The 20,486-nt window shown below is 38.6% G+C and carries 22 protein-coding genes, 3 rRNA genes and 1 pseudogene; 1 reads left to right on the top strand and 25 read right to left on the bottom strand.

From position 1 onward, the window contains the following. Positions 1-30: 30 nt before the first annotated feature. The 13 genes from glmU to metG form a co-directional block, all read right to left on the bottom strand. Complete coding sequence (gene glmU / locus ACM5BR_RS18155; RefSeq protein ID WP_416829564.1) at positions 31-1,410, bottom strand: bifunctional UDP-N-acetylglucosamine diphosphorylase/glucosamine-1-phosphate N-acetyltransferase GlmU; 1,380 nt, start codon at positions 1,408-1,410, stop codon at positions 31-33. Positions 1,411-1,753: 343 nt separating this feature from the next. Continuing rightward, complete coding sequence (gene spoVG / locus ACM5BR_RS18150) at positions 1,754-2,044, bottom strand: septation regulator SpoVG (RefSeq protein ID WP_416829563.1); 291 nt, start codon at positions 2,042-2,044, stop codon at positions 1,754-1,756. 122 nt (positions 2,045-2,166) lie between these two features. Further along, a complete protein-coding gene (locus ACM5BR_RS18145; RefSeq protein ID WP_416829561.1) occupies positions 2,167-2,547 on the bottom strand; it encodes a RidA family protein in 381 nt (126 codons plus the stop codon). Positions 2,548-2,681: 134 nt separating this feature from the next. Continuing rightward, on the bottom strand, positions 2,682-3,533 hold the full coding sequence (gene purR / locus ACM5BR_RS18140; RefSeq protein ID WP_416829559.1) for a pur operon repressor: 852 nt from the start codon (positions 3,531-3,533) through the stop codon (positions 2,682-2,684). A 54-nt stretch (positions 3,534-3,587) separates the two neighbouring features. Next, positions 3,588-4,457 (bottom strand): 4-(cytidine 5'-diphospho)-2-C-methyl-D-erythritol kinase, encoded by an 870-nt coding sequence (gene ispE / locus ACM5BR_RS18135; protein ID WP_416829557.1) that lies wholly within the window; start codon positions 4,455-4,457, stop codon positions 3,588-3,590. Positions 4,458-4,680: 223 nt separating this feature from the next. Then, positions 4,681-4,863, bottom strand: coding sequence for a small, acid-soluble spore protein, alpha/beta type (locus ACM5BR_RS18130; RefSeq protein WP_416829556.1), 183 nt, complete (start codon positions 4,861-4,863; stop codon positions 4,681-4,683). 91 nt (positions 4,864-4,954) lie between these two features. After that, the gene (gene veg / locus ACM5BR_RS18125; protein ID WP_416829554.1) at positions 4,955-5,218 is read right to left on the bottom strand and encodes a biofilm formation stimulator Veg; all 264 of its coding nucleotides are present in this window, start codon (positions 5,216-5,218) and stop codon (positions 4,955-4,957) included. Between the two features lie 212 nt (positions 5,219-5,430). Beyond that, positions 5,431-6,306 (bottom strand): sporulation peptidase YabG, encoded by an 876-nt coding sequence (yabG, locus tag ACM5BR_RS18120; protein WP_416829552.1) that lies wholly within the window; start codon positions 6,304-6,306, stop codon positions 5,431-5,433. Between the two features lie 145 nt (positions 6,307-6,451). Next, positions 6,452-7,327 carry a 16S rRNA (adenine(1518)-N(6)/adenine(1519)-N(6))-dimethyltransferase RsmA gene (gene rsmA / locus ACM5BR_RS18115; RefSeq protein WP_416829550.1) on the bottom strand — a complete coding sequence of 292 codons (876 nt, stop codon included), beginning with the start codon at positions 7,325-7,327 and terminating at the stop codon, positions 6,452-6,454. Next, complete coding sequence (gene rnmV / locus ACM5BR_RS18110) at positions 7,324-7,881, bottom strand: ribonuclease M5 (RefSeq protein WP_416829549.1); 558 nt, start codon at positions 7,879-7,881, stop codon at positions 7,324-7,326. The genes rsmA and rnmV overlap by 4 nt, the downstream gene beginning before the upstream one ends. A gap of 210 nt (positions 7,882-8,091) precedes the next feature. Further along, positions 8,092-9,279, bottom strand: a complete 1,188-nt coding sequence (locus ACM5BR_RS18105; RefSeq protein ID WP_416829547.1) for a ubiquitin-like domain-containing protein — start codon at positions 9,277-9,279, stop codon at positions 8,092-8,094. Positions 9,280-9,408: 129 nt separating this feature from the next. After that, a complete protein-coding gene (locus tag ACM5BR_RS18100) occupies positions 9,409-10,176 on the bottom strand; it encodes a TatD family hydrolase (protein ID WP_416829545.1) in 768 nt (255 codons plus the stop codon). Positions 10,177-10,378: 202 nt separating this feature from the next. Beyond that, on the bottom strand, positions 10,379-12,361 hold the full coding sequence (gene metG / locus ACM5BR_RS18095) for a methionine--tRNA ligase (protein WP_416829543.1): 1,983 nt from the start codon (positions 12,359-12,361) through the stop codon (positions 10,379-10,381). A gap of 402 nt (positions 12,362-12,763) precedes the next feature. Here metG and ACM5BR_RS18090 point away from each other — a divergent pair, with 402 nt between their 5' ends. Then, complete coding sequence (locus tag ACM5BR_RS18090) at positions 12,764-13,048, top strand: AbrB/MazE/SpoVT family DNA-binding domain-containing protein (RefSeq protein WP_416829541.1); 285 nt, start codon at positions 12,764-12,766, stop codon at positions 13,046-13,048. 55 nt (positions 13,049-13,103) lie between these two features. Here the strand turns inward: ACM5BR_RS18090 and rsmI are convergent, their stop codons facing one another. The 12 genes and pseudogenes from rsmI to ACM5BR_RS18030 form a co-directional block, all read right to left on the bottom strand. Continuing rightward, complete coding sequence (gene rsmI / locus ACM5BR_RS18085; RefSeq protein WP_416829539.1) at positions 13,104-13,979, bottom strand: 16S rRNA (cytidine(1402)-2'-O)-methyltransferase; 876 nt, start codon at positions 13,977-13,979, stop codon at positions 13,104-13,106. Continuing rightward, positions 13,912-14,239 (bottom strand): annotated as a pseudogene (locus tag ACM5BR_RS18080) (GIY-YIG nuclease family protein). The gene rsmI and the pseudogene ACM5BR_RS18080 overlap by 68 nt, the downstream one beginning before the upstream one ends. Then, a complete protein-coding gene (locus tag ACM5BR_RS18075) occupies positions 14,226-14,966 on the bottom strand; it encodes a tRNA1(Val) (adenine(37)-N6)-methyltransferase (protein WP_416829536.1) in 741 nt (246 codons plus the stop codon). Before ACM5BR_RS18075 ends, ACM5BR_RS18080 begins: the two are co-directional and overlap by 14 nt. 72 nt (positions 14,967-15,038) lie before the next feature. Beyond that, positions 15,039-15,386 carry a DNA replication initiation control protein YabA gene (yabA, locus tag ACM5BR_RS18070; RefSeq protein WP_416829534.1) on the bottom strand — a complete coding sequence of 116 codons (348 nt, stop codon included), beginning with the start codon at positions 15,384-15,386 and terminating at the stop codon, positions 15,039-15,041. 13 nt (positions 15,387-15,399) lie between these two features. Further along, entirely contained in the window at positions 15,400-16,227 is an 828-nt protein-coding gene (locus ACM5BR_RS18065; protein WP_416829533.1) for a PSP1 domain-containing protein, read from the bottom strand. A gap of 4 nt (positions 16,228-16,231) precedes the next feature. Further along, positions 16,232-17,215: a DNA polymerase III subunit delta' gene (gene holB / locus ACM5BR_RS18060; RefSeq protein WP_416829531.1), complete on the bottom strand. Its 984-nt coding sequence runs from the start codon at positions 17,213-17,215 to the stop codon at positions 16,232-16,234. Positions 17,216-17,229: 14 nt separating this feature from the next. Then, a complete protein-coding gene (gene tmk / locus ACM5BR_RS18055) occupies positions 17,230-17,874 on the bottom strand; it encodes a dTMP kinase (RefSeq protein WP_416829529.1) in 645 nt (214 codons plus the stop codon). Beyond that, positions 17,871-19,310: an aminotransferase class I/II-fold pyridoxal phosphate-dependent enzyme gene (locus ACM5BR_RS18050; protein WP_416829527.1), complete on the bottom strand. Its 1,440-nt coding sequence runs from the start codon at positions 19,308-19,310 to the stop codon at positions 17,871-17,873. Before ACM5BR_RS18050 ends, tmk begins: the two co-directional genes overlap by 4 nt. 213 nt (positions 19,311-19,523) lie before the next feature. Beyond that, a complete protein-coding gene (locus ACM5BR_RS18045) occupies positions 19,524-19,721 on the bottom strand; it encodes a sigma factor G inhibitor Gin (protein WP_416829525.1) in 198 nt (65 codons plus the stop codon). Positions 19,722-20,050: 329 nt separating this feature from the next. After that, positions 20,051-20,157 (bottom strand): 5S ribosomal RNA (gene rrf / locus ACM5BR_RS18040). A gap of 1 nt (position 20,158) precedes the next feature. Next, positions 20,159-20,274: ribosomal RNA gene (gene rrf / locus ACM5BR_RS18035) — 5S ribosomal RNA — on the bottom strand. A 109-nt stretch (positions 20,275-20,383) separates the two neighbouring features. Then, positions 20,384-20,486, bottom strand: a 23S ribosomal RNA gene (locus ACM5BR_RS18030); the annotation flags it as partial.

The raw sequence follows: 20,486 nt of genomic DNA, 5'->3' as shown, positions 1-20,486 counted from the left end.
GATAACCCTCCGCATTAGGAATTTTTCTTATTAAGAATTATGTTTATTGATTAATTTTTCTACATATTTTTCTTTATTCGTTTGACGTGCTCTTGCGATAGATAATGCGCTAGCAGGGACATCTTCAGTAATTGTCGATCCAGCAGCAACATAAGCCTTTTCTCCAACGGTAACCGGAGCGACTAAGTTTGAATTACAACCGATAAACGCACCATCTTCGATCACTGTTTTATACTTATGCTGTCCATCATAATTTACTGTGATGATACCACAACCTAGATTAACTCTTGATCCCACTTCTGCATCTCCGATATAACTTAAATGAGAAGCTTTACTTCCTGTACCAAATACAGATTTTTTGATTTCCACAAAGTTTCCGACACGAACTTCATCACCAATTACTGAAGCTGGACGAATGTGAGCGAACGGACCAACTGTAACATCATTTCCAATTTTACTATCATGTACAGTTGATTGTCTTATAAGAGTACGATCTCCTACTTCACTGTCCTTGAGTGATGTTTGTGGTCCAATATTACAATCTGAACCGATTACAGTCTTTCCTTCAATCATAGTTCCTGGATACAATGTTGTATCACTGCCAATTACAGCATCTGCAGAAATATACGTATTTTCAGGATCTATAATCGTAACCCCATTCATCATATGCTTACGATTAATACGCTTTTGCATTAACTTTTCTGCTTGTGACAACGCAACACGATCATTTACACCTAACGTTTCTTCAAAATTGCTTGTTTGATAGGCTGATACTACATGCCCGTCTCTTTTTAAGATTTCTATAACATCCGGAAGATAATATTCGCCTTGTGCATTTTCGTTTTTAACCTTTTTTAATGCATCAAAGAGAAATGTATTATCAAAGCAATACGTTCCCGTATTAATTTCTTGAATTTGCAGTTCCTCCGAATTAGCATCTTTTTGTTCTACAATTTTTTCCACGTTGCCTTCGCTATTGCGAACAATTCGACCGTAACCGAGCGGTTGTTCTACATGTGCAGTAAGTACAGTTGCTTTCGCATTTGTTTGTTCATGCTGCTTTAATAACGCTTCCATTGTATCAAACGTAATTAATGGGGTATCACCACAAATAACGAGTGTAGTACCTTCATAATGAGCTAACAAATCGCTTGCCTGCATTACAGCATGAGCAGTTCCAAGTTGCTCCTCTTGAAGCGCAAATACACTTTGCTCTCCTAGTTGTTCCTTCACTTGTTCTGCCCCATGACCGACAATTGTAACGACACGTTGAAGACCTAATTTCGAAACTGTATCCACAACATGCTGCACCATAGGCTTACCGCAAACGGGATGAAGTACCTTGTACAATTTAGACTTCATACGAGTACCTTTACCGGCGGCCAATATTACCGCAAATCGATTTGACATTACCTACCCCTCCATCGCAACCTATTTATCCATTAAGAATATTATATTAAAATCTTTGACATTTCAAGAAACAGCAGATAACTATTAAATTTTACCACAATTCTTGCGAATTTTTTGATAAGAAAGAGAAGTGTAGGAGAAAAAATCGAGAGAAAAATAGATAAAGTGAAACTTCCAAAAAAGTGGGGGGATTACTACCCTTGCATAGCAGAAGATATTCGATGTAGATTTATAGCTGCTCACGATTCAAGATAAACATACTTTCGACAAAAATAAAACAAACTTCTGTTATCCTAAACAGAAGTTTGTCATCCGTGTGCGAACTCATTTCAATTATATGTGATTAAGCGCCCGCTTCTTCAAGCTGAACCTCTTCTAACTCTCCAAGGCGATGATATTCTGTAAGAACAGCATCTTGAATTTTACCACGAGTGCTAGAATTGATTGGATGTGCGATATCGCGAAACTCTCCGTCCGGAGTGCGCTTACTAGGCATCGCTACAAATAAACCGTTATTGCCATCAATTACACGAATATCATGAACTACGAATTCGTGGTCTAACGTAATTGATGCAATCGCTCTCATTCGGCCTTCCGTATTTACGCGGCGTAATCTTACGTCAGTCACTTCCATCTTATGTTCACCACCCTTTTTCTAAATCAGCGATATATGTCTAATAATTCCACAAGTTCTTCTAATTTCCTTCTATTTTTAAAAATTTTTTCAAAATAAATAATTTATGCACAGTTTGTACGTTAGTTTTCGGTAACGAGAGCGATTACTTCAATTTCTAATCCTACATCTTTCGGTAGCTTTGCAACCTGAACACAAGATCTGGCTGGTTTATGATTGCCAAAATAACTTCCGTATATTTCATTAACTGCATTAAAATCATTCATATCCTTTAAAAACACCATGGTCTTCACTACACTATCAAAGGAGCAGCCTGCTTCTTCTAAAACAGCCTGTAAGTTATGAAATACTTGATGAGTTTGTTCACCAATTTCCCCTTTGGCAAGCGTACCATCTGGACGGAGCGGGATTTGCCCTGAACTATAAAACATATTATTTACAATAATCCCTTGGGAATAAGGCCCAATAGCTTGTGGTGCAGCATTACTGTGTACGATTTTCATAATCTTCACACCTTTCAGATATTTTAAATGAAAAGATAAGCTCATTTTCTTATTCTTCCCAAAACAAGAGAATGAGCTTATCTTATTTTCATACAATTGTCTACATGAATAACCTTACCAAAGGCATATTTACTCTACTCCTCTGTGATAAATTCTTTGTTTTCTAGAGTAGGTAAATCAAAATTTCCTCTTTCAATTGAAATCACTTTGTCCTTCACATCAACACCTGTTAAACGAACAAGCGATACATAATTGTCTACGAGATGTTCTTCTATATCAACCGCTTCCACAAGAACACCAATTCCTACAACCGTGGCTTGAAATTCCTCTAGCATGCTTACCATACCTTGTACAGTTCCGCCTGCTTTCATAAAGTCATCTACAATTAAAACACGTGCGCCTTGCTGTAAGCTTTTCTTCGCTAGTGTCATCGTCTGTAGCCGTTTCGTAGACCCTGAAACATAATTAATAGATACCGTTGCGCCTTCTGTCACTTTATTATCTTTACGAGCAATCACTACAGGAACGTCCAAATAATTCGCAACAGAATAAGCTAATGGGATTCCTTTCGTTGCAACAGTCATGACAACGTCTATTTCTTCCTTGGCAAATATAGAAGCAAACAAACGACCAGCTCCGTTAATATACTGCGGATTGGTCAATAAATCTGTCATGTATAGGTAGCCTCCCGGAAGAAGACGGTTCGGATCAGTAAGTTGTTCACGAAATTCAACAATTAGCTCATCTGCTTCCTCAGCACTCATATAAGGAATATATCTAACTCCTCCAGCTGCACCGGGAATCGTTTGAAGAGTGCCGACGCCATGTTGTTCGAACGTTTGTTTAATAATGACCAAATCTTCACTTATAGATGACTTGGCTGATTGGTAGCGTTCTGCAAAGAAAGTGAGAGAAATTAAACGACGAGGTTTTTGAAGCAAATAGTAAGTCATATCGACTAAGCGCGTACTACGTCTTATTTTCACACTTTCACCTCGAATCACGAATAATCTAAATAAATCATAACCTATTATACGTCTCTATTCAAGCCTTTCTCTTTCACCCAGCATTCGTACTGCATATACTTGTTCACAAAATCCCTTAAGGCCATTGTAAACACGATGCATGCGGGAATCATGATACACCAAGCCAAATACCGTAGGGCCGCTTCCGCTCATCAGTACAGCATCTGCTCCGTAACGTTTCATTCGCTCTTTAATTCGTTTCACCTCTGGGTGCATTTGGAACGTAACTTGCTCCAAAACATTCCCTAACGAACCGCATATTCCATCATAGTCATGACCTGCAATGCTTGCAATCATTTGGTCAACATCGGGATGTGAAATCTCATTTGCCTTTAAATTTCGATACACATCAGCCGTAGAAACACCAGTCTGTGGTTTCGCTAATACAACCCAGCATGGCGGAGGGGCTGGAATATGTTCAATCTTTTCTCCGCGTCCTGTTGCAATCGCTGTTCCCCCATATACACAAAAAGACACGTCCGAGCCAATTTCTGCACCAATTTCAGCAAGCTCGTCACCACTTAAGTCAAGCTTCCATAATCGATTTAAACCTCGAAGCGTCGCTGCTGCGTCGCTGCTTCCACCTGCTAAACCGGCCGCTACAGGTATAATTTTTTCTATCGCAATGGATACGCCCTTTTTAATACCAAAGCGTTCTTTTAAAATTTTCGCTGCCTGATATGCTAAATTACGCTGATCATCCGGCACGTACCGATTATGTGAGATAATTTCTATCTTATCCTCATCTAACTCCGTAAGCTCTATACGATCAGCCAAATCTATAGTTGTCATAATCATACGAACTTCGTGATATCCATCCTCTCTTTTTCGTAGTACGTCTAAAGATAAATTAATTTTTGCCGGTGCTTTCACTAGTAGCTTCAATCTTTTCACCCACTCTATGTACTAAGGTTATCGTTTATTTTCGTTTATTTTACCACATTGGGGACCAGTGGTGCTTTCGTAACCTTTATTATACGAAAAACTGTAGGAAAAAGAAAAGAATCTATAGACGCAATGATGATAGGTCCTAGAAGCTAGCTACTAACTAAGTAAAAAAAGCCGAGGATGTATCTCCTCGACTGCCATAGTTTGGATTAGTGATTTGCTATTGACGTTCACGACTATTTAGTTGCTGCTGTGCAAGTTCAATTGCACGTTTCACCATGTTACCAGCATCTCTAGCGCGTATGCCACCCCAGCCTTCTTTTTGCACTACGTCATAAAATCCAAGTTCCTTTGCCAACTCTTCTTTAAACTCCTCTGACATAATACCTCGTCTTCTACTCAAGTGCAAAGCCCTCCTTTATCCTACAACTATGGCCTTCATAGTATGTGGGATAAAGGAGCGGTTCATTTGTAGAAACATTTGTAAATGTTCATTATCCTTCAAGTACTAAATCATCTTGCTGTTCATCGTAAAACTTTAATTCAACTGTTTCCGTTAATACATCTGCATAACTATACGATACCCTTTGAAAGGCAAATTCATCTTCTAATTGGACAACAAATACAGATGGATAGGTTTCTGATAAAATTCCAGAACGCTCAATTGTCTTTTTTCTACCACTATTCGCTTTCAACATAAGTCTTTTTCCAAGCTGACTATCTAAAGAGCTCTTAATTTCCGTTAACTTCCTTGCCATCTACGCTACACCTCGCTGCCTTTATTTCAAGATTCGTAATGCCGTACTCACAGGAATAGTCTTAACGTTTTTTGGCTTTTTTATGTATAAGTACCCAAAAAGCCCTCTGTAAGGGTAAAAGTTCTCTGCTATATAGATAAACCGTTCAACGATATAATTACGCCATAAAAAAATGACTCAAAAGGACACTCGTTCTCCTTTCAAGCCAGCCATTACAATTCATTATAATATTGATACGGCAAGCCCGTTCGTAAAATACCTTTCGTTTCAATACCTCCAAGACCTTTTTCACCCGTTATCGTATTTCTTACAACTTCCCATACATTCACGCGATCCATAAAAGAGGTAAAGCTTATTTTGGCAACCACGTATACAGGATCTAATGCATGAATATTGATACGTGACGGTGAGCTAGCAAAATTTGCTCCGGCACGAATGAGTGCTTCGAAATGCGATTGACATGCACCTGCAAAAATGACAAGCTGATCAAGCGAAGGATATCTCCTTCTTGCTTCATGGACAGCCTGTACAAAATGTCCAGAATGGCGATAGGCTTGGAGATCGTCCATTTTCCCCTTTGTTTTTGCGTACGAATCATGTCCAGTAATGACAAGAATATCTGGATTATATTTCTCTAGCAAATCGACAATTCGTATATGCATCTCTGTTTCCTTACAATGTACTCCCTGTACGGGAACTCCGATTTTCCGATATAAATCCAGACATTTTTGCAAATATACCGAATCGCCATCCACATGAAGAACTTTTCCCGGCATCTGAAAATAATTTACATCAGCCGTGTACCTGTCACTTGTATAATATTCATTTCTCTGCTTTGATTCATGATAATCCTGTTGAAACAATCGATACGTTTGCTCTAACTTTACATATTCTTGTTTCGATCGTTGACTATATTCACGCTGATCAATCACAATTAAATCCGCAATGGGCGCATCTGCGACAAGACGAAATTCTTCTCCAAATAAAAGAGCAATCTGGACTTCACTCTCTTCCTTAATCTCTGTTACACGAAAAAGAAGGTCGCGTCGATGAGACTTTCTTTCCACTAAATCTCCGACCTTTACCATTATTCTTACCCCCATGCTTAGGTACATATGCATTCTCTCTTTAAGCTATGTAATGATCAGAAAAAGAGTGACAAAAAACAAACAAAGCTACAACAAAAAAGGAAGCAAAATCCTCATTTGTTGCAGCTTATTAGCTACACTTACGTTACATCTTTTCTTTGTACAGCTCATTACTTAGCATTGCAAACTCTTCGATAGATAAGGTTTCTCCTCTTCGTTTCGGATCAATACCTACTTTTACAAGCGTACGTTCGAGCATTTCTTTGTCTTTAGCAATTGAAGATAAATTATTGGAAAGATTATTTAATAATGTTTTTCTACGCTGTGCAAAGCTAGCACGTATCACTTCGAAGAAAAATGGCTCATCTAACACATCGACCGCCGGTTTTTCACGCTTCGTTAATCGCAATACTGCCGAATCTACATTCGGCTGCGGTACAAAAACAGTACGAGGTACTGTCATTACAATTTCTGCTACCATATGATATTGAATAGCGATCGAAAGAGAGCCGTAGTCTTTCGTTCCCGGCTCAGCCGTAATTCGGTCAGCTACTTCCTTTTGCATCATCACGACGATGCCTCGAATCGGCAAGTCTTCCTCTACTAATTTAAATAAAATAGGGGTTGTCACATAATAGGGGAGATTAGCCACAACCATAATGTCTTGACCTGCCTCAAATTGTGTAGCTATGACCTTTCGTACATCTTCTTTAAGAACATCACCATGTATAATCTGTACATGTGGATACGGCTCTAATGTTTCCGCTAAGATAGGAAGCAATCGTTGATCAATTTCAAAGGCTGCTACCTTTTTTGCGCGCTTGGCAAGCTGTTCCGTCAGCGCCCCAATACCTGGACCAATTTCAATTGCTCCAGAGTTAGGGGTAAGCTCTGCAAAATCGACAATTCGATTGAGTATATTCGTATCAATTAAAAAATTTTGTCCCAAACTTTTTTTAAATGTAAACCCATATTTCTCTAAAATGAGTTTCGTACGATTTGGCGTTGCAATGTCTTTCATTTATTTTCCTCCTGAAGCACCTTTATCATCGCCTCTTGAAAAGCTGCTTTCGAAATTTGGAACATTTGCAATCGTTTATACAGCTGCTTTCCATTGGCATGACCAATTTTTAATAGCTTTCCAATACGTTCACGACGTGCTTTTGCATTGTCCCCACCAATTAATCCGGCTTGCAGGACATCTTCCCACAGGATTTCAGCTTCATCCTCATGCATTTCCTGCTGTACATCCTCAAGAGCTTGCCTAATAGATTGCAGTGAGGCATGTTCAACACCTACACCCTTATTATTTTTTGCAATTGCCTCTTTCTTAGGCAAAAACGCGTGCTTGCAGCCAGGTACCTTTTCTGAGACGATTCTTCGAATTCGTTCTCCTGGATAATCCGGATCTGTGAAAATAATTACACCACGCGTACTTTGTGCTAAACGGACCCGCTCAATCACTTCGTCTCCAATTGCAGACCCGTTCGTTTCTATCGTATCAGCGTTCACTGCTCGCTTAATAGCAACCGTATCATCTTTACCTTCTACAACAATAATTTCTTTAATTTTCATAATATCCTCCAAAGTACAACCATCTCTATTTATTAAACAAAAAAACGAACAACTTTTCCAATATTATTTTTACTTCCTTATCTTTTTATCATACTGCTTTCTCTTGTTCCTATGTATTTTATACATTCTCTTGCCATTTCTTTTGATATAAAGTTTGAAAGCAGGAGTTTCTAGCGTCTCCTGCTTTCGCGACTTTGTTGTATACATAACTTATTGTAAAATACGGATCTTCACTCGTTTTCTACCCCAGTCATTGACCGCTTGTTCAGTGGGCATTAATACGTCAATTCTATTTCCTTTAATAGCTCCACCTGTGTCACCAGCTATCGCATAGCCGTATCCTTCTACCCAAACCCGCGTGCCTAACGGAATCATTCTAGGATCTACTGCAATAAGCTTCATATAAGGATTCTCTAAATAATTATATCCGCCTGCACTCACTCCTTCGCAGCCATCACAGTATGGAGAATAGGCGGTTGCTTCTACATAGTATTCCGCAACTATCACACCTGCACTTTCGTTTGATTCTGTCTTAGGCTGCTTCGTGCCAACAGCTACTATCTGATCCTTATTTTCTTTTAGCGTAACTTCCTTCGTTATATTTCGGGACACTTCTACCCCATTTTCCCTACGTACTTCATACGTTTTGGCTTCTTTCCCTACCTCCCCTTCCTGAATGACCTTCTCTTCTCCTACATCCAATGATGGATCTTTCTTTTTTACAACAGTAAAAGCAGTATTTTGCTCAATCGTTTCTTCTTCTTTTTCTACCTGAATAACCTTAACCACGGTATTTCTATTAATTTTTTGATCAAGTGATGGTTCTACTCGATCGAGTTCACCCAATGTTATATGCTGCTTTTTTAATAAATTTGCTACCGTTATCGAAGTAGACCACACTTGCATATCTTTGCCGCCGTCTTGTAATAAGATTGGGAAAGCTTTTTCTATTTTTATCACTTCATTACTTACGAGCGGAGCATCTAACGCTGGAGTAACGCTATCATCTCGCGATACATCCATTTGCTTTTCGTTTAATAATTCTCCTACTGTTATAGCGGTTGACCAAACGATATGGGTAATATCGTCGATTTTAACAGAATGAAGCTTTGCCTTCTGAATTGTTATTTTCATATTATTTTGAATTTTTTCGCTCGGTGCAGGAAACACGCGATCATGTTCTGTTAATACAATCTTCTTTTCCTGTAACAATTCACCGACCGTTTTAGCATGTGTTCGAATAACTTCCAGCTTTCCATCGCTTTCGATCGTCACACTATTATTTGTTGCCGCATAAGCTACCGTCCCAACCGAGCTCGATAATACTAACGCACTCGTAAGCACCGCAAGTTTCTTATTATCTACTTTCTGAACAATATGTTTCGAGCTTTCTATCACGAGTATACTCCTCCTTTATTGTAAAAGCTTGGTATTGCTACTACAACAGGAATGGGTATATGTCTTAAAAAAGGATTATGCTGAAAAAAGAGACTTATATGTGTAAGGACAAATAAGTCTCTCGTTATATCATCTAATTCCAAAGAAGTTCTTTGCATTTTCTGTCGTGATCGATGCTACCTCTTCGTATGTGACTCCCTTTAACATGGCGATTTCCTCTGCAACAAGTTTTACATAGGCCGGTTCATTCCGTTTTCCACGGTAAGGATGCGGAGCTAAATAGGGGCAATCTGTCTCGATTAACAGCTTTTCAATCGGAATTTCCGCCGCCACTTCCTTTGGCTTCTTTGCATTCTTAAATGTTACAGGACCGCCTAATGAAATGAGAAAATTCATTTCTACGCATATCTTTGCTGTTTCAACACTTCCGCTAAAACAGTGCATGATTCCTCCTACTTCCTCTGCATGCTCCTCCTTTAGAATCGTAATTGTATCTTCTATTGCATCACGAGTATGAATGATAATGGGTAGCTTAACTTTCCGGGCAAGTCGTATTTGCTTACGAAATACTTCCTGTTGTACTTCCTTCGGAGATTTATCCCAATGATAATCGAGCCCCATCTCCCCTAAGGCAACTACTTTCGGATGGGCAGCCAACTGTTCAATCCACTGCAGATGTTCCTCTTTCATATCAATTGCATCAACAGGATGCCATCCTACAGCTGCATAGATAAAATCATATGTCTGTGCTAGCTCGATTGCTTTCAGAATCGTTACATCATCAAACCCAACTACAACAAGATTTGAAACGCCTGCCTCACGTGCATGTTTGATTACTTGTTCCACATCTTCTGCATATTGTTCATCATTTAAATGTGCATGTGTATCAAAGAGCATTACCAGATCTCCTTTTGTTTAAATTAAACTCTACTATAAATAAGCTTTACCTTCTTAATAAAATCATAACAGCTGTATTACATATATAATACACGAATGGTTTATTTATCACGTTTTTTAACAAGAAAAAGAGATGTTTCGCTTTGTTACACGTGAAACATCCCTTTTTCTGTAAAATTTTAGCTTATTATGTTGGCATTTACTATTTAATTTTCGTACCATTTGGAAGTGTTTGATCAACGGTAGCAAGAGATAGCTTTCCGTTGTCTTCCCCAGCTAATATCATACCTTGCGATAATTCTCCGCGTAATTTTACTGGTTTTAGGTTCGCTACACAAATAACCTTTTTACCTTGAAGTTCATCTGGAGAATACCATTTCGCAATACCCGATACAACTTGGCGCTTTTCGGTACCAAGATCCAGCTGAAGCTTTAGAAGCTTATCTGCCTTTTTCACAGGCTCTGCATGGAGCACTTCAGCAACACGCAAATCAACTTTGAAAAACTCATCAATCGAAATTTCTTCAGATGTTTCCTTCTCCTGCTGCTTTTCTTCTTGTTTTGGTGTAGGACCTTTCATTTGAGACTTAATATAAGAAACTTCAGGTTCCACTTCTAACCTTGGGAAGATTGGTTCTGCCTTTGCTACTTTGGTCCCTGCAGGAATACTACCAAAATCAGTTAGGCTATCCCATGTTTGCAATTGTTCCCCTTGTATACCAAGCTGCGCAAACATTTTTACCGGACATTCTGTTAAGAATGGTTGTAACATAACAGCTACTTGTCGTAACACCTCAGCTAAGTGAGCCATAACAGCTTGTAGCTTTTCTCTGTCTTCCTCATGTTTTGCTAGTACCCAAGGTTGTGTTTCATCGATATACTTATTCGAACGGCTGATCAATTGCCAAATTTCAGTTAAGGCAACGGAAAACTCCATATGATCGAATGCACGATCTACATTTTGAACCGTGTCTTTCGCAACAGCTACTAAATTTGCATCAAACTCTGTCACTTGTCCTTTGTAAGCAGGAATTTCTCCATTGAAATATTTGTCAATCATCGCTACAGTACGATTTAATAGATTTCCTAAATCATTTGCTAAATCATAGTTGATTCGTTCTACAAATCCTTCCGGGGTAAACACGCCATCAGAACCGAACGGTACTTCACGAAGTAAATAGTAACGCAATGCATCTAGACCGTAGCGATCAATTAACGTAACCGGATCTACAACGTTCCCCTTCGATTTACTCATCTTTCCGTCTTTCATTAAAATCCAGCCATGGGCAAATACTTTCTTTGGAAGTGGTAAATCTAAAGCCATTAACATAATTGGCCAATAGATCGTATGAAAACGAACAATTTCTTTACCAACAAGATGAACATCAGCTGGCCAATATTTCTTATACATCTCATCATTCTCTGTACCGTACCCTAGTGCTGTAATATAATTAGAGAGCGCATCAATCCATACATAAATAACATGCTTCGGATTGCCAGGGACTCTGATTCCCCAGTCAAAGGAAGTACGAGAAACAGCTAAATCTTCTAGTCCAGGCTTAATAAAGTTATTAATCATCTCATTTTTACGAGACTCTGGCTGAATAAATTCTGGATTTTCCTCATAGAATTTTAATAGACGATCCGTATACTTTCCCATTCTGAAAAAGTAGGATTCTTCCCGAACAAGTTCTACCGGATGACCACTATCAGGGCTTTTTCCGCCTATTACCTTTCCGTTCTCAACAATTGGATCTACTAGCTGTAATTCCGTATAGAACGTTTCATCTTGAACAGAATACCAGCCTTCGTATTCATCCAAATAAATGTCACCTTGATCTAGGAGACGTTTAAATATTTTTTCAACAATAACCTTATGTCTCTCTTGTGTTGTCCGAATAAAGTCATCATAGGAAATGTCCATCTTTTTCCATAATTCTTGAATTCCTGCTACAATATTATCTACATATTGCTGCGGTGTTACTCCCGTCTCTTCAGCCTTCTTCTGAATCTTCTGACCGTGCTCATCCGTACCGGTTAAATAATGTACATCAAACCCTTTTAAACGCTTATACCGCGCCATTGCATCCCCTGCAACTGTCGTATAGGCATGTCCGATATGAAGTTTACCGCTTGGATAATAAATAGGTGTTGTAATATAAAAGCTTTTCTTTTCTGCTGCCATTTTGAAACCTCCCAAATGACTTTATGTATAAAAGTCCTTTTCTAACCATAGGACTTCCCTATGTTAGAAGTTTTCCTTAGTAAATAGTATACCAAACTTACTCATAAAGACGAGACTGTGTTTCATCCTCTTTCATTATATTACCATGTATTTCTCTGAAAGCTTAAAATTATACATGCTGCTTGACCCTTACACCAACAGGCAGTGTAAACGGATATTTACTAGTTTCATAAATATATCTTACATAGATAAAAATTTTTTCAAAAAAATTATCGAAATTTGCAAATTAATAATTGACGGAAATGTCAATGATTGGTATCATAGAAACATAAGGTATTTTGTCGAAAAATGACGAATTAAAGTATATAATCATTATAGTATATCTAATAGGAGGAAAAAATTATGAAATCTACAGGTATTGTTCGCAAAGTTGATGAGTTAGGTCGTGTGGTTATTCCTATCGAATTACGTCGTACTTTAGGTATTGCTGAAAAAGATGCTCTTGAAATCTATGTAGATGATGAAAAAATCATTCTTAAAAAATACAAACCTAATATGACATGCCAAGTAACTGGCGAAGTTTCTGATGAAAATCTCTCTCTTGCAGAAGGTAAAATTATTCTATCTCCAGAAGGCGCACAAATGGTGCTACAAGAATTACAACAATATCTTGCAACTGCAAAATAATCATATAAAAGCTTCTCTTATTTATAAGAGAAGCTTTTTTGATATTCATATTCTGCTATTCTTTTGCATCGATATGATAGATTTGATAGACATCTCTTTTCGACATATTTCGATCTATTGCAACATGTTTGATAGCATCCTTTGAGGTTTCCTTCTTCTCTTCTATATAATGCGTAACATGTTCGACAATTGAGAGTGCTGTCCACCATTCCTCTTGTTCCGGTATTTCTTCTGAAGAACCTTCAACAAGAATGCAAAATTCTCCGCGAACCTCTTCTGTTTCTGCCCACCCTACAACCTCTTCGATCGTGCCGCGAATAAACTCTTCAAATTTCTTTGTAAGTTCACGACATAGTGCAATCTTCCGATTTCCAAGCACGTCCTTCATCGCAATCAGTGTATCTTTCAATCGATGAGGAGCTTCATAGAAGATTAGCGTATCCTTCATATAGCGAAGCTGCTCAAGCTCCTGCTTTTTATCCTTTTTTTGTCGCTGTAAAAATCCAAAGTAATAAAAATGCTGCGTAGGTAGACTAGATGCAATAAGCGCTGTAAGAGCTGCATTCGCTCCTGGTAGAGGGACTACCGTAATGTGATTGGAAGTGGAATTTACCACAAGCTCATAGCCTGGGTCTGAAATACACGGCATACCAGCATCACTTACTAGAGCAATCATCTTACCTTCTTGCAATAGCTCTATAATCTTAGGGCCGCTGCTTTCTTTGTTATGCTCGTGATAACTTATAATAGGAGTTTCAATCTCAAAGTGATTGCACAGTTTTTTTGTTTGTCTCGTATCTTCTGCTGCAATGATATCAACTTCCTTTAACGTTCGCACGGCACGAAAGGTCATGTCCTCTAAATTACCGATAGGTGTTGGAACAAGAAATAATGTTCCACCATCCGATAGAAAGCTTTTTTGCTGCCACATAGCTATTCTCCTTTTTGTACATACTCTTCTTTCTCTTTCCGGTTTAACTGCTTAAAGCGATATTCTGCCTGCATTGCCTCTGTTTTCGTAGCAAACTCTTCATAATAAAGAAGATGAACGGGACGATGACTTCTCGTGTAGCGTGCCCCCTTACCTTCGTTATGTACCTTTACCCTTCGCTCCAGATTCACTGTATATCCTGCATAATAACTTCCATCATTGCATTCTAGAACATAGAAGAAATGGCTATTCATCTCCATACAGAATACCACGAAGCTCCTCTGTATATTCATTTTGATCATTATAAACAATAAGAGGTGGAAGAATTTTTAGGTCAGGATTTCCATCCTTTATCCCTTCTACAAGGAGCATATTTGCTTCCTTGCCAACCTTCGGATATACGAATCTTAGTCGCTTTGGCTCTATTTTATACTTACGCATTAGCATGATAATATCAAGCAGGCGCCCAGGGCGATGCACGAATGCAACTTTTCCGCCTTGCTTTACAAGCTGGCTGCTGACGCGAACAACGTCCTCAAGTGTACATAAAATTTCATGACGGGCAATCGCTAGATGTTGATTCGGATTAATTTCTGACGTTCCCGGAGTTTGAAAATAAGGTGGGTTACATGTTACAACATCAAATGCATGGTGTCCCAAAACCGATGGCATTTCTTTAATATCACCATGAATAAGGCGAATACGATCTGATAACTCATTTATATCTACACTGCGTACACCCATACGATAAATACGCTCTTGAATTTCAACACCAGTAATTTTTCCCTTCGAACGCAAACTAAGAAGCAAAGGAATGACAGCATTACCCGTACACAAATCTAGAAGAGATCCCTTTTGTATCGGAACCCAAGCGAAATTGGCAAGCAAAACAGCATCTAACGAAAAATTAAACACAGACGGACTTTGAATGATTTTTAATTTCTTCGCTAATAAATAGTCAAGGCGTTCGTCACCATACAATTCCATAAATATATTCCTTTCTTTCACTTGTAATAAGAAGCCAAAAAATTACCTTTCCAATGATATGGAAAGGTAATGTTATTTTTTATTTAAGAAAGACAAGCAAAATAAACAATCGCCTTCTTTTCGAACACTTCCATAATGCAAATTGCAAATATGAAACCCTTCTTGGTAAAGTCTAGCCAGATTATCGTATCCTTCCCCGATATCAGCTATAGGCTTTTTCTCTTTCTCCTTCTGGCGATGTTGTTTCTTTTCTAACACATCTTCATAACGACGACGTAAATGCTCATTTTCCATCTTTATATTCTGATTTTCTTCTAGGAGTTCAGCTAAATTTAGCTTTAACTCACCAAGTTGTTTATACAAATGACCGATTTGTTGTTCCATACTTATTACCGACTCAAAAATATCCTTCTTTTCCACAAGCGCCCACCTCTTAATCTGTGGTTTGACCCGATACGACTCCCTCTTCCATGAGCTCATCTAATGTATATTCAACGACACGGTCTTTCCCGATGAGTTCGATTTGAATTAAACGTTCTAATATATTCAAGCCGATTACCCGCCCGAGACCGTTCGATGTTTGTACCTTCTCATCTAAATCAGGAAGCTGCTCCTTTGCTGCCTCGTATTCGTCATTCTCATATTTCAAGCAACACATTAAGCGTCCACATAATCCAGAAATTTTAGTTGGATTTAAAGATAAGCTTTGATCCTTCGCCATTTTAATAGAAACTGGATCAAAATCTCCTAAAAATGTGGAGCAGCAAAGCATACGCCCACAAGGACCAATCCCTCCGAGCATTTTTGCTTCATCTCGTACCCCGATTTGGCGAAGCTCAATCCGCGTACGGAAAATAGCGGCCAAATCCTTCACGAGCTCCCGAAAATCAATGCGTCCATCTGCTGTAAAATAAAAAATTACTTTATTGCGATCAAATGTATACTCTACATCCACAAGCTTCATATCAAGCTCATGATCTGTTACTTTCTGTAAGCAAATCTTGTAGGCCTCTTTTGCGTCTCTTTTATTTTCATCGACAATTTGTCGATCCTGCTCTTCTGCGATGCGAATTACCTTTTTTAATGGTAATACAACATCATCTTCGCCTACTTGCTTCTTAGGCATAACAACCTTTCCATACTCAATTCCCCGTACCGTTTCTACAATTACGAAATCATTAGATGGAATTTCTAGATTGTTCGGGTCGAAGTAATAGATTTTTCCTGCCTTTTTAAAGCGTACCCCTACTACATCATACAAGCGTTTATCCCTCCTGTAAGCGAAATACAAGTTGATCAAATATAAGCTGGGCATTTGTATTCGCATTAAGCCGTTTTTTTGCTTCTAATATATTGGAAAGAGTCGATATAATCCGTTTTTGAGAATAGGAGAGCGATTGCAATAATGCAAGCTGATCTTGAAAAACAATCTCCTCATTCTTACTGAACCTCACATATAATAAATCCCTATAAATAAGGAGTAGCATATCTAATCCCATTTGTAGTTGTTCTTTCTCTGAAAAATGCTTCAACCATTTTTCTTGCACAAAAAAAAGAGACGCAGTATCTTTTCCTAGGGCTTCACATAATTTTATCACTAAAGTTCTGGCTTGTGCAAACCATTCATCATTGCAATACGCAAGCGCCTCATCCACATTGTTCGTCAATTTAGCAGCTGTAGCTGCTAAATACGCTGAGATTCCTTGCTCTTGTAATTGCTGTACTAAAGCAGGATGAGAAAGCGGACGAAATGTTATCATTTGGCAACGGGATAAAATTGTGCTTAACATTTGATGGCTATGTTCCGTTATTAAAATCGCTGTTGTTTCACTACTTGGTTCCTCTAAAAATTTAAGCAATGTGTTTGCAGCATTGGCCGTCATACGATCTGCATGCTCAATGATATACACTTTTTTATTCGTCTCTAGGCCTGTTTTCGTAAATTCTTCTTGAAGCAATTGAATTTGCTGTTTCTTAATCGATAATCCATCCGGTTTTACTTTATAGACATTCGGATGATTTCCCGATGTTATTCGCTTGCAGTTGCTACAGGTGTGACACGGCTCGGCATTGTTTCGGTTCAGACAAAAAATACTTTTTGCCAGTAATACAGCCGTCTCCATTTTCCCCGTTCCCTTCGGTCCTTCTAACAAATAGGCGTGAGAGATTCGTTGTTTTATAATACTATTCGTTAACATCTGAATTGCAATGGGCTGTATGTCTGCAAGCTGTCTCCACGTCTTTTGCATGAACAATCACTCACTTATTTTAGAATTTCATCTTTATCTAAATACTTCTCTATTATATCTTGTACATCCTTCAAAACCTGTTCTTTTGGGCGAGCAGCATCCACTCGAACAATTCGTTTCGGAAATCGTGTAAGAAGCTGTAAATAGCCTTCTCGTACGTTTTGGTGAAACGAAATGTCTTCCATATCTAAACGATTGATTTCGCGTCCTGTATCGATGTGAATTCGTTCTAAACCTACGCTCGGCTCAATATCTAAATATAGAGTAAGATCAGGCATACAATCCTCCGTAGCAAACCGATTAATTTCATACACACGATCGATTCCTAATCCTCTTGCGTATCCTTGATAAGCAAGCGAACTATCAATAAACCGATCACACAATACGATTGCCCCCTCCTTAAGAGCCGGCATAACTTTCTCTACTAAATGCTGTCTCCTTGCAGCAGCATACAATAGTGCCTCCGTACGAGCATCCATCGTCGTATGCGCAGGATCATGAATTAATGTTCTAATTTTTTCTGCTATTTCAATACCACCAGGTTCACGGGTTACAACAATAGCTCGTCCTTTATTTTGTAAATATGGACGCAGTTCTGCAAGCAACGTTGTTTTCCCAGAACCTTCTGGCCCTTCTATCGTAATAAATAAGCCCTTCATTTCATCTTCACCTTTCTTGTTCCGTATACTCGTATGGTTTTGGTATGCAAGGTTATATTGCCTTGAAAACGAGCACCTGCTTCTAGAAGCATCTGTATATGTTCGATATGTTCAGATTCAATACGTTCTCCCGGCATGACAATCGGTACTCCTGGTGGATACGGCAGAATCATTTCCGCTGCAATCTGCCCAGATGCTTCTGTAAGTGGAATGATTTGTTCACTGAGCATATCAGCATCTTCATAGGAAATAGCCAATGAGGAAAATAAAGTAGGCTGATGTACGGGTATGTTATGGTTTTCATCCATAACAGGAAAAAGCCGTAATGCATCACGTATTAATGAAGCTGCTTCTAGATGGGCTGTAGAAAGAGAAAGCGGCAAGACAAGTAATACATTATACGGGTCAGCCAATTCTGTATATAATCCCTTTTTCTCTAATAAAGCCTGTAATTCATACCCTGAGAGCGAACAGCGCGTTTGAATAATCATTTTGAGCAAATCCTGTTCTTTCTTATGAATCACTTTAATTTGAGGAATTTGCGATAATTTCTCATGAAAATGCCAAAGCGCAGATGAAAGCTCTTTAATTCCTTCCTTCTTAATCTTTGCTAATGAATAACGAGCTAAATCTAACGATGCCATAATAGGATAAGATGGGCTACTCGATTGAAGCATATGTAAATATTGCTTTATATGCTCTCGTTTTACTAAGGAACTATTTATATGAAGATATGATCCCATTGTCATAGCAGGAAGGGTTTTATGGGCAGATTGTACAACAACATCAGCTCCGTAAGCAATTGCAGATGCTGGAAACGGTGAACCTAAGCAAAAATGAGCACCATGTGCCTCATCTACAAGCACGGGTATAGAATGAGAATGTGCCAGCTGGATAATATCCGTTATATCTTGCGCCATTCCATAGTAATTCGGATGTGTCAACACGACTGCTTTCGCTTGCGGGTAGTTTAGCAGCGCACATGCTACACTCTCAGCAGAAACTCCCGTAGGGACATGTGCTTCTATATCAATATTTGGCGTTAAAAAAACAGGGTGAGCCCCTATAAGCTTTAGTCCATGCATTATCGATTTATGGCAATTCCGCTGTACGAGTACAATATCATTTCTTTTACATACCGCAAACAGCATAGCTAGATTTCCAACAGTAGAGCCATTTACAAGAAAATAGCTTGCATCTACCTCGTAAAGATCCGCTAAAAGCTCTTCAGCCTCCAGTATACAGCCAGTTGGATCATGTAGATCATCTAAACCTGTAAGCTCCGTAACATCCAACTCTAATAATCTTTGAAAGTGAATGGCTGCTTTCTCTGGGAAAAACACACCATTTTTATGACCAGGTACATGAAATGATACCGGCTTTTTAGCTGCAAATTGTACTAGCGCATCATACAATGGAGTAGTATTTTGATTCATTTATCTCTTCCTTACGTAACGTTTATATCTACTCTATTATACGCATTTTTTCAAAGAAAACATAATAGGCTCCATTTCGTTTATGATGGACTTTCATCAGCGTATTCGCACTATGAACATATGTATTCTACTATTTTTTATCAAAAATATACTTCAAATGAAATTCTAGTTATTTGATTATCGATGTGTACAAAAAAAATAGGCTTGTTTTGCCTATTTATTTTGAGAGAATCTTACTTTTCGAAGTTGTTCTAGATAAAACATATAACGAGGATTATCTGTATCCGTTTGAACAATTTCCTTTTCACATTCTTCACATAAAAAACCTTTATATATGAAAATACCTTTTTCTTTTTCTTGTTCACATACAACACAATATGTTGGCTGCGTTGATGTTAGTATTTCTTTCACATTCTCCACCTCCATATCTCTAGCTTTGACACTTTTATTATGTGTATACATTTTTTTCGGATTTTTCTTACTTTATTTGTATGGAGATTTTCAAAGATTGTGTCTGTCTAAAGAGATTAAGAAAAGATCTTGTTCTTACTGAGGGGAGATTCCAAGTAGGAATAGCCAATTGTAGTTATAAGGGCAAGAATGATATGTTTTATCCTTGATTAATCTATGTATCTTATCAATAAGATTGCTATCTCAAACTTAAGTTTTAAACCTACGTACAGGATAGATAAGAACATAAAAAAGAACCAGGCGGTATCGACTGGTTCTTTCGGTTTGCCTAGCGACGTCCTACTCTCACAGGGACAAAGTCCCAACTACCATCGGCGCTGAAGAGCTTAACTTCCGTGTTCGGTATGGGAACGGGTGTGACCTCTTCGCCATCNTTTGCCTAGCGACGTCCTACTCTCACAGGGACAAAGTCCCAACTACCATCGGCGCTGAAGAGCTTAACTTCCGTGTTCGGTATGGGAACGGGTGTGACCTCTTCGCCATCATCACTAGACCTATAAAGGAAATATTCCTTCAAAACTAGGTAACAGGGTGTAAAATATTACAGATGAATGTAATCCAGTTCCGCCGGAGCAGAACAAGCCGGCTCCACTTTTTACTTTTTGGATAAGCCCTCGATCGATTAGTATCTGTCAGCTCCACGTGTCACCACGCTTCCACCCCAGACCTATCTACCTGATCATCTTTCAGGGATCTTACTAGCTT

The sequence above is a fragment of the Ectobacillus polymachus genome, assembly GCF_048159605.1.
Taxonomy (GTDB): domain Bacteria; phylum Bacillota; class Bacilli; order Bacillales; family Bacillaceae_G; genus Ectobacillus; species Ectobacillus polymachus.
This window is presented reverse-complemented; position numbering and strand designations above follow the sequence as displayed.

Coding starts and splice junctions, on each gene's coding strand:
- glmU (WP_416829564.1), bottom strand. CDS start 1,410: ATGTCAAATCGATTTGCGGTAATATTGGCCGCCGGTAAAGGTACTCGT.
- spoVG (WP_416829563.1), bottom strand. CDS start 2,044: ATGGAAGTGACTGACGTAAGATTACGCCGCGTAAATACGGAAGGCCGA.
- ACM5BR_RS18145 (WP_416829561.1), bottom strand. CDS start 2,547: ATGAAAATCGTACACAGTAATGCTGCACCACAAGCTATTGGGCCTTAT.
- veg (WP_416829554.1), bottom strand. CDS start 5,218: ATGGCAAGGAAGTTAACGGAAATTAAGAGCTCTTTAGATAGTCAGCTT.
- yabG (WP_416829552.1), bottom strand. CDS start 6,306: ATGGTAAAGGTCGGAGATTTAGTGGAAAGAAAGTCTCATCGACGCGAC.
- rsmA (WP_416829550.1), bottom strand. CDS start 7,327: ATGAAAGACATTGCAACGCCAAATCGTACGAAACTCATTTTAGAGAAA.
- rnmV (WP_416829549.1), bottom strand. CDS start 7,881: ATGAAAATTAAAGAAATTATTGTTGTAGAAGGTAAAGATGATACGGTT.
- ACM5BR_RS18100 (WP_416829545.1), bottom strand. CDS start 10,176: ATGCTCTTTGATACACATGCACATTTAAATGATGAACAATATGCAGAA.
- metG (WP_416829543.1), bottom strand. CDS start 12,361: ATGGCAGCAGAAAAGAAAAGCTTTTATATTACAACACCTATTTATTAT.
- ACM5BR_RS18090 (WP_416829541.1), top strand. CDS start 12,764: ATGAAATCTACAGGTATTGTTCGCAAAGTTGATGAGTTAGGTCGTGTG.
- rsmI (WP_416829539.1), bottom strand. CDS start 13,979: ATGTGGCAGCAAAAAAGCTTTCTATCGGATGGTGGAACATTATTTCTT.
- ACM5BR_RS18075 (WP_416829536.1), bottom strand. CDS start 14,966: ATGGAATTGTATGGTGACGAACGCCTTGACTATTTATTAGCGAAGAAA.
- holB (WP_416829531.1), bottom strand. CDS start 17,215: ATGCAAAAGACGTGGAGACAGCTTGCAGACATACAGCCCATTGCAATT.
- tmk (WP_416829529.1), bottom strand. CDS start 17,874: ATGAAGGGCTTATTTATTACGATAGAAGGGCCAGAAGGTTCTGGGAAA.
- ACM5BR_RS18050 (WP_416829527.1), bottom strand. CDS start 19,310: ATGAATCAAAATACTACTCCATTGTATGATGCGCTAGTACAATTTGCA.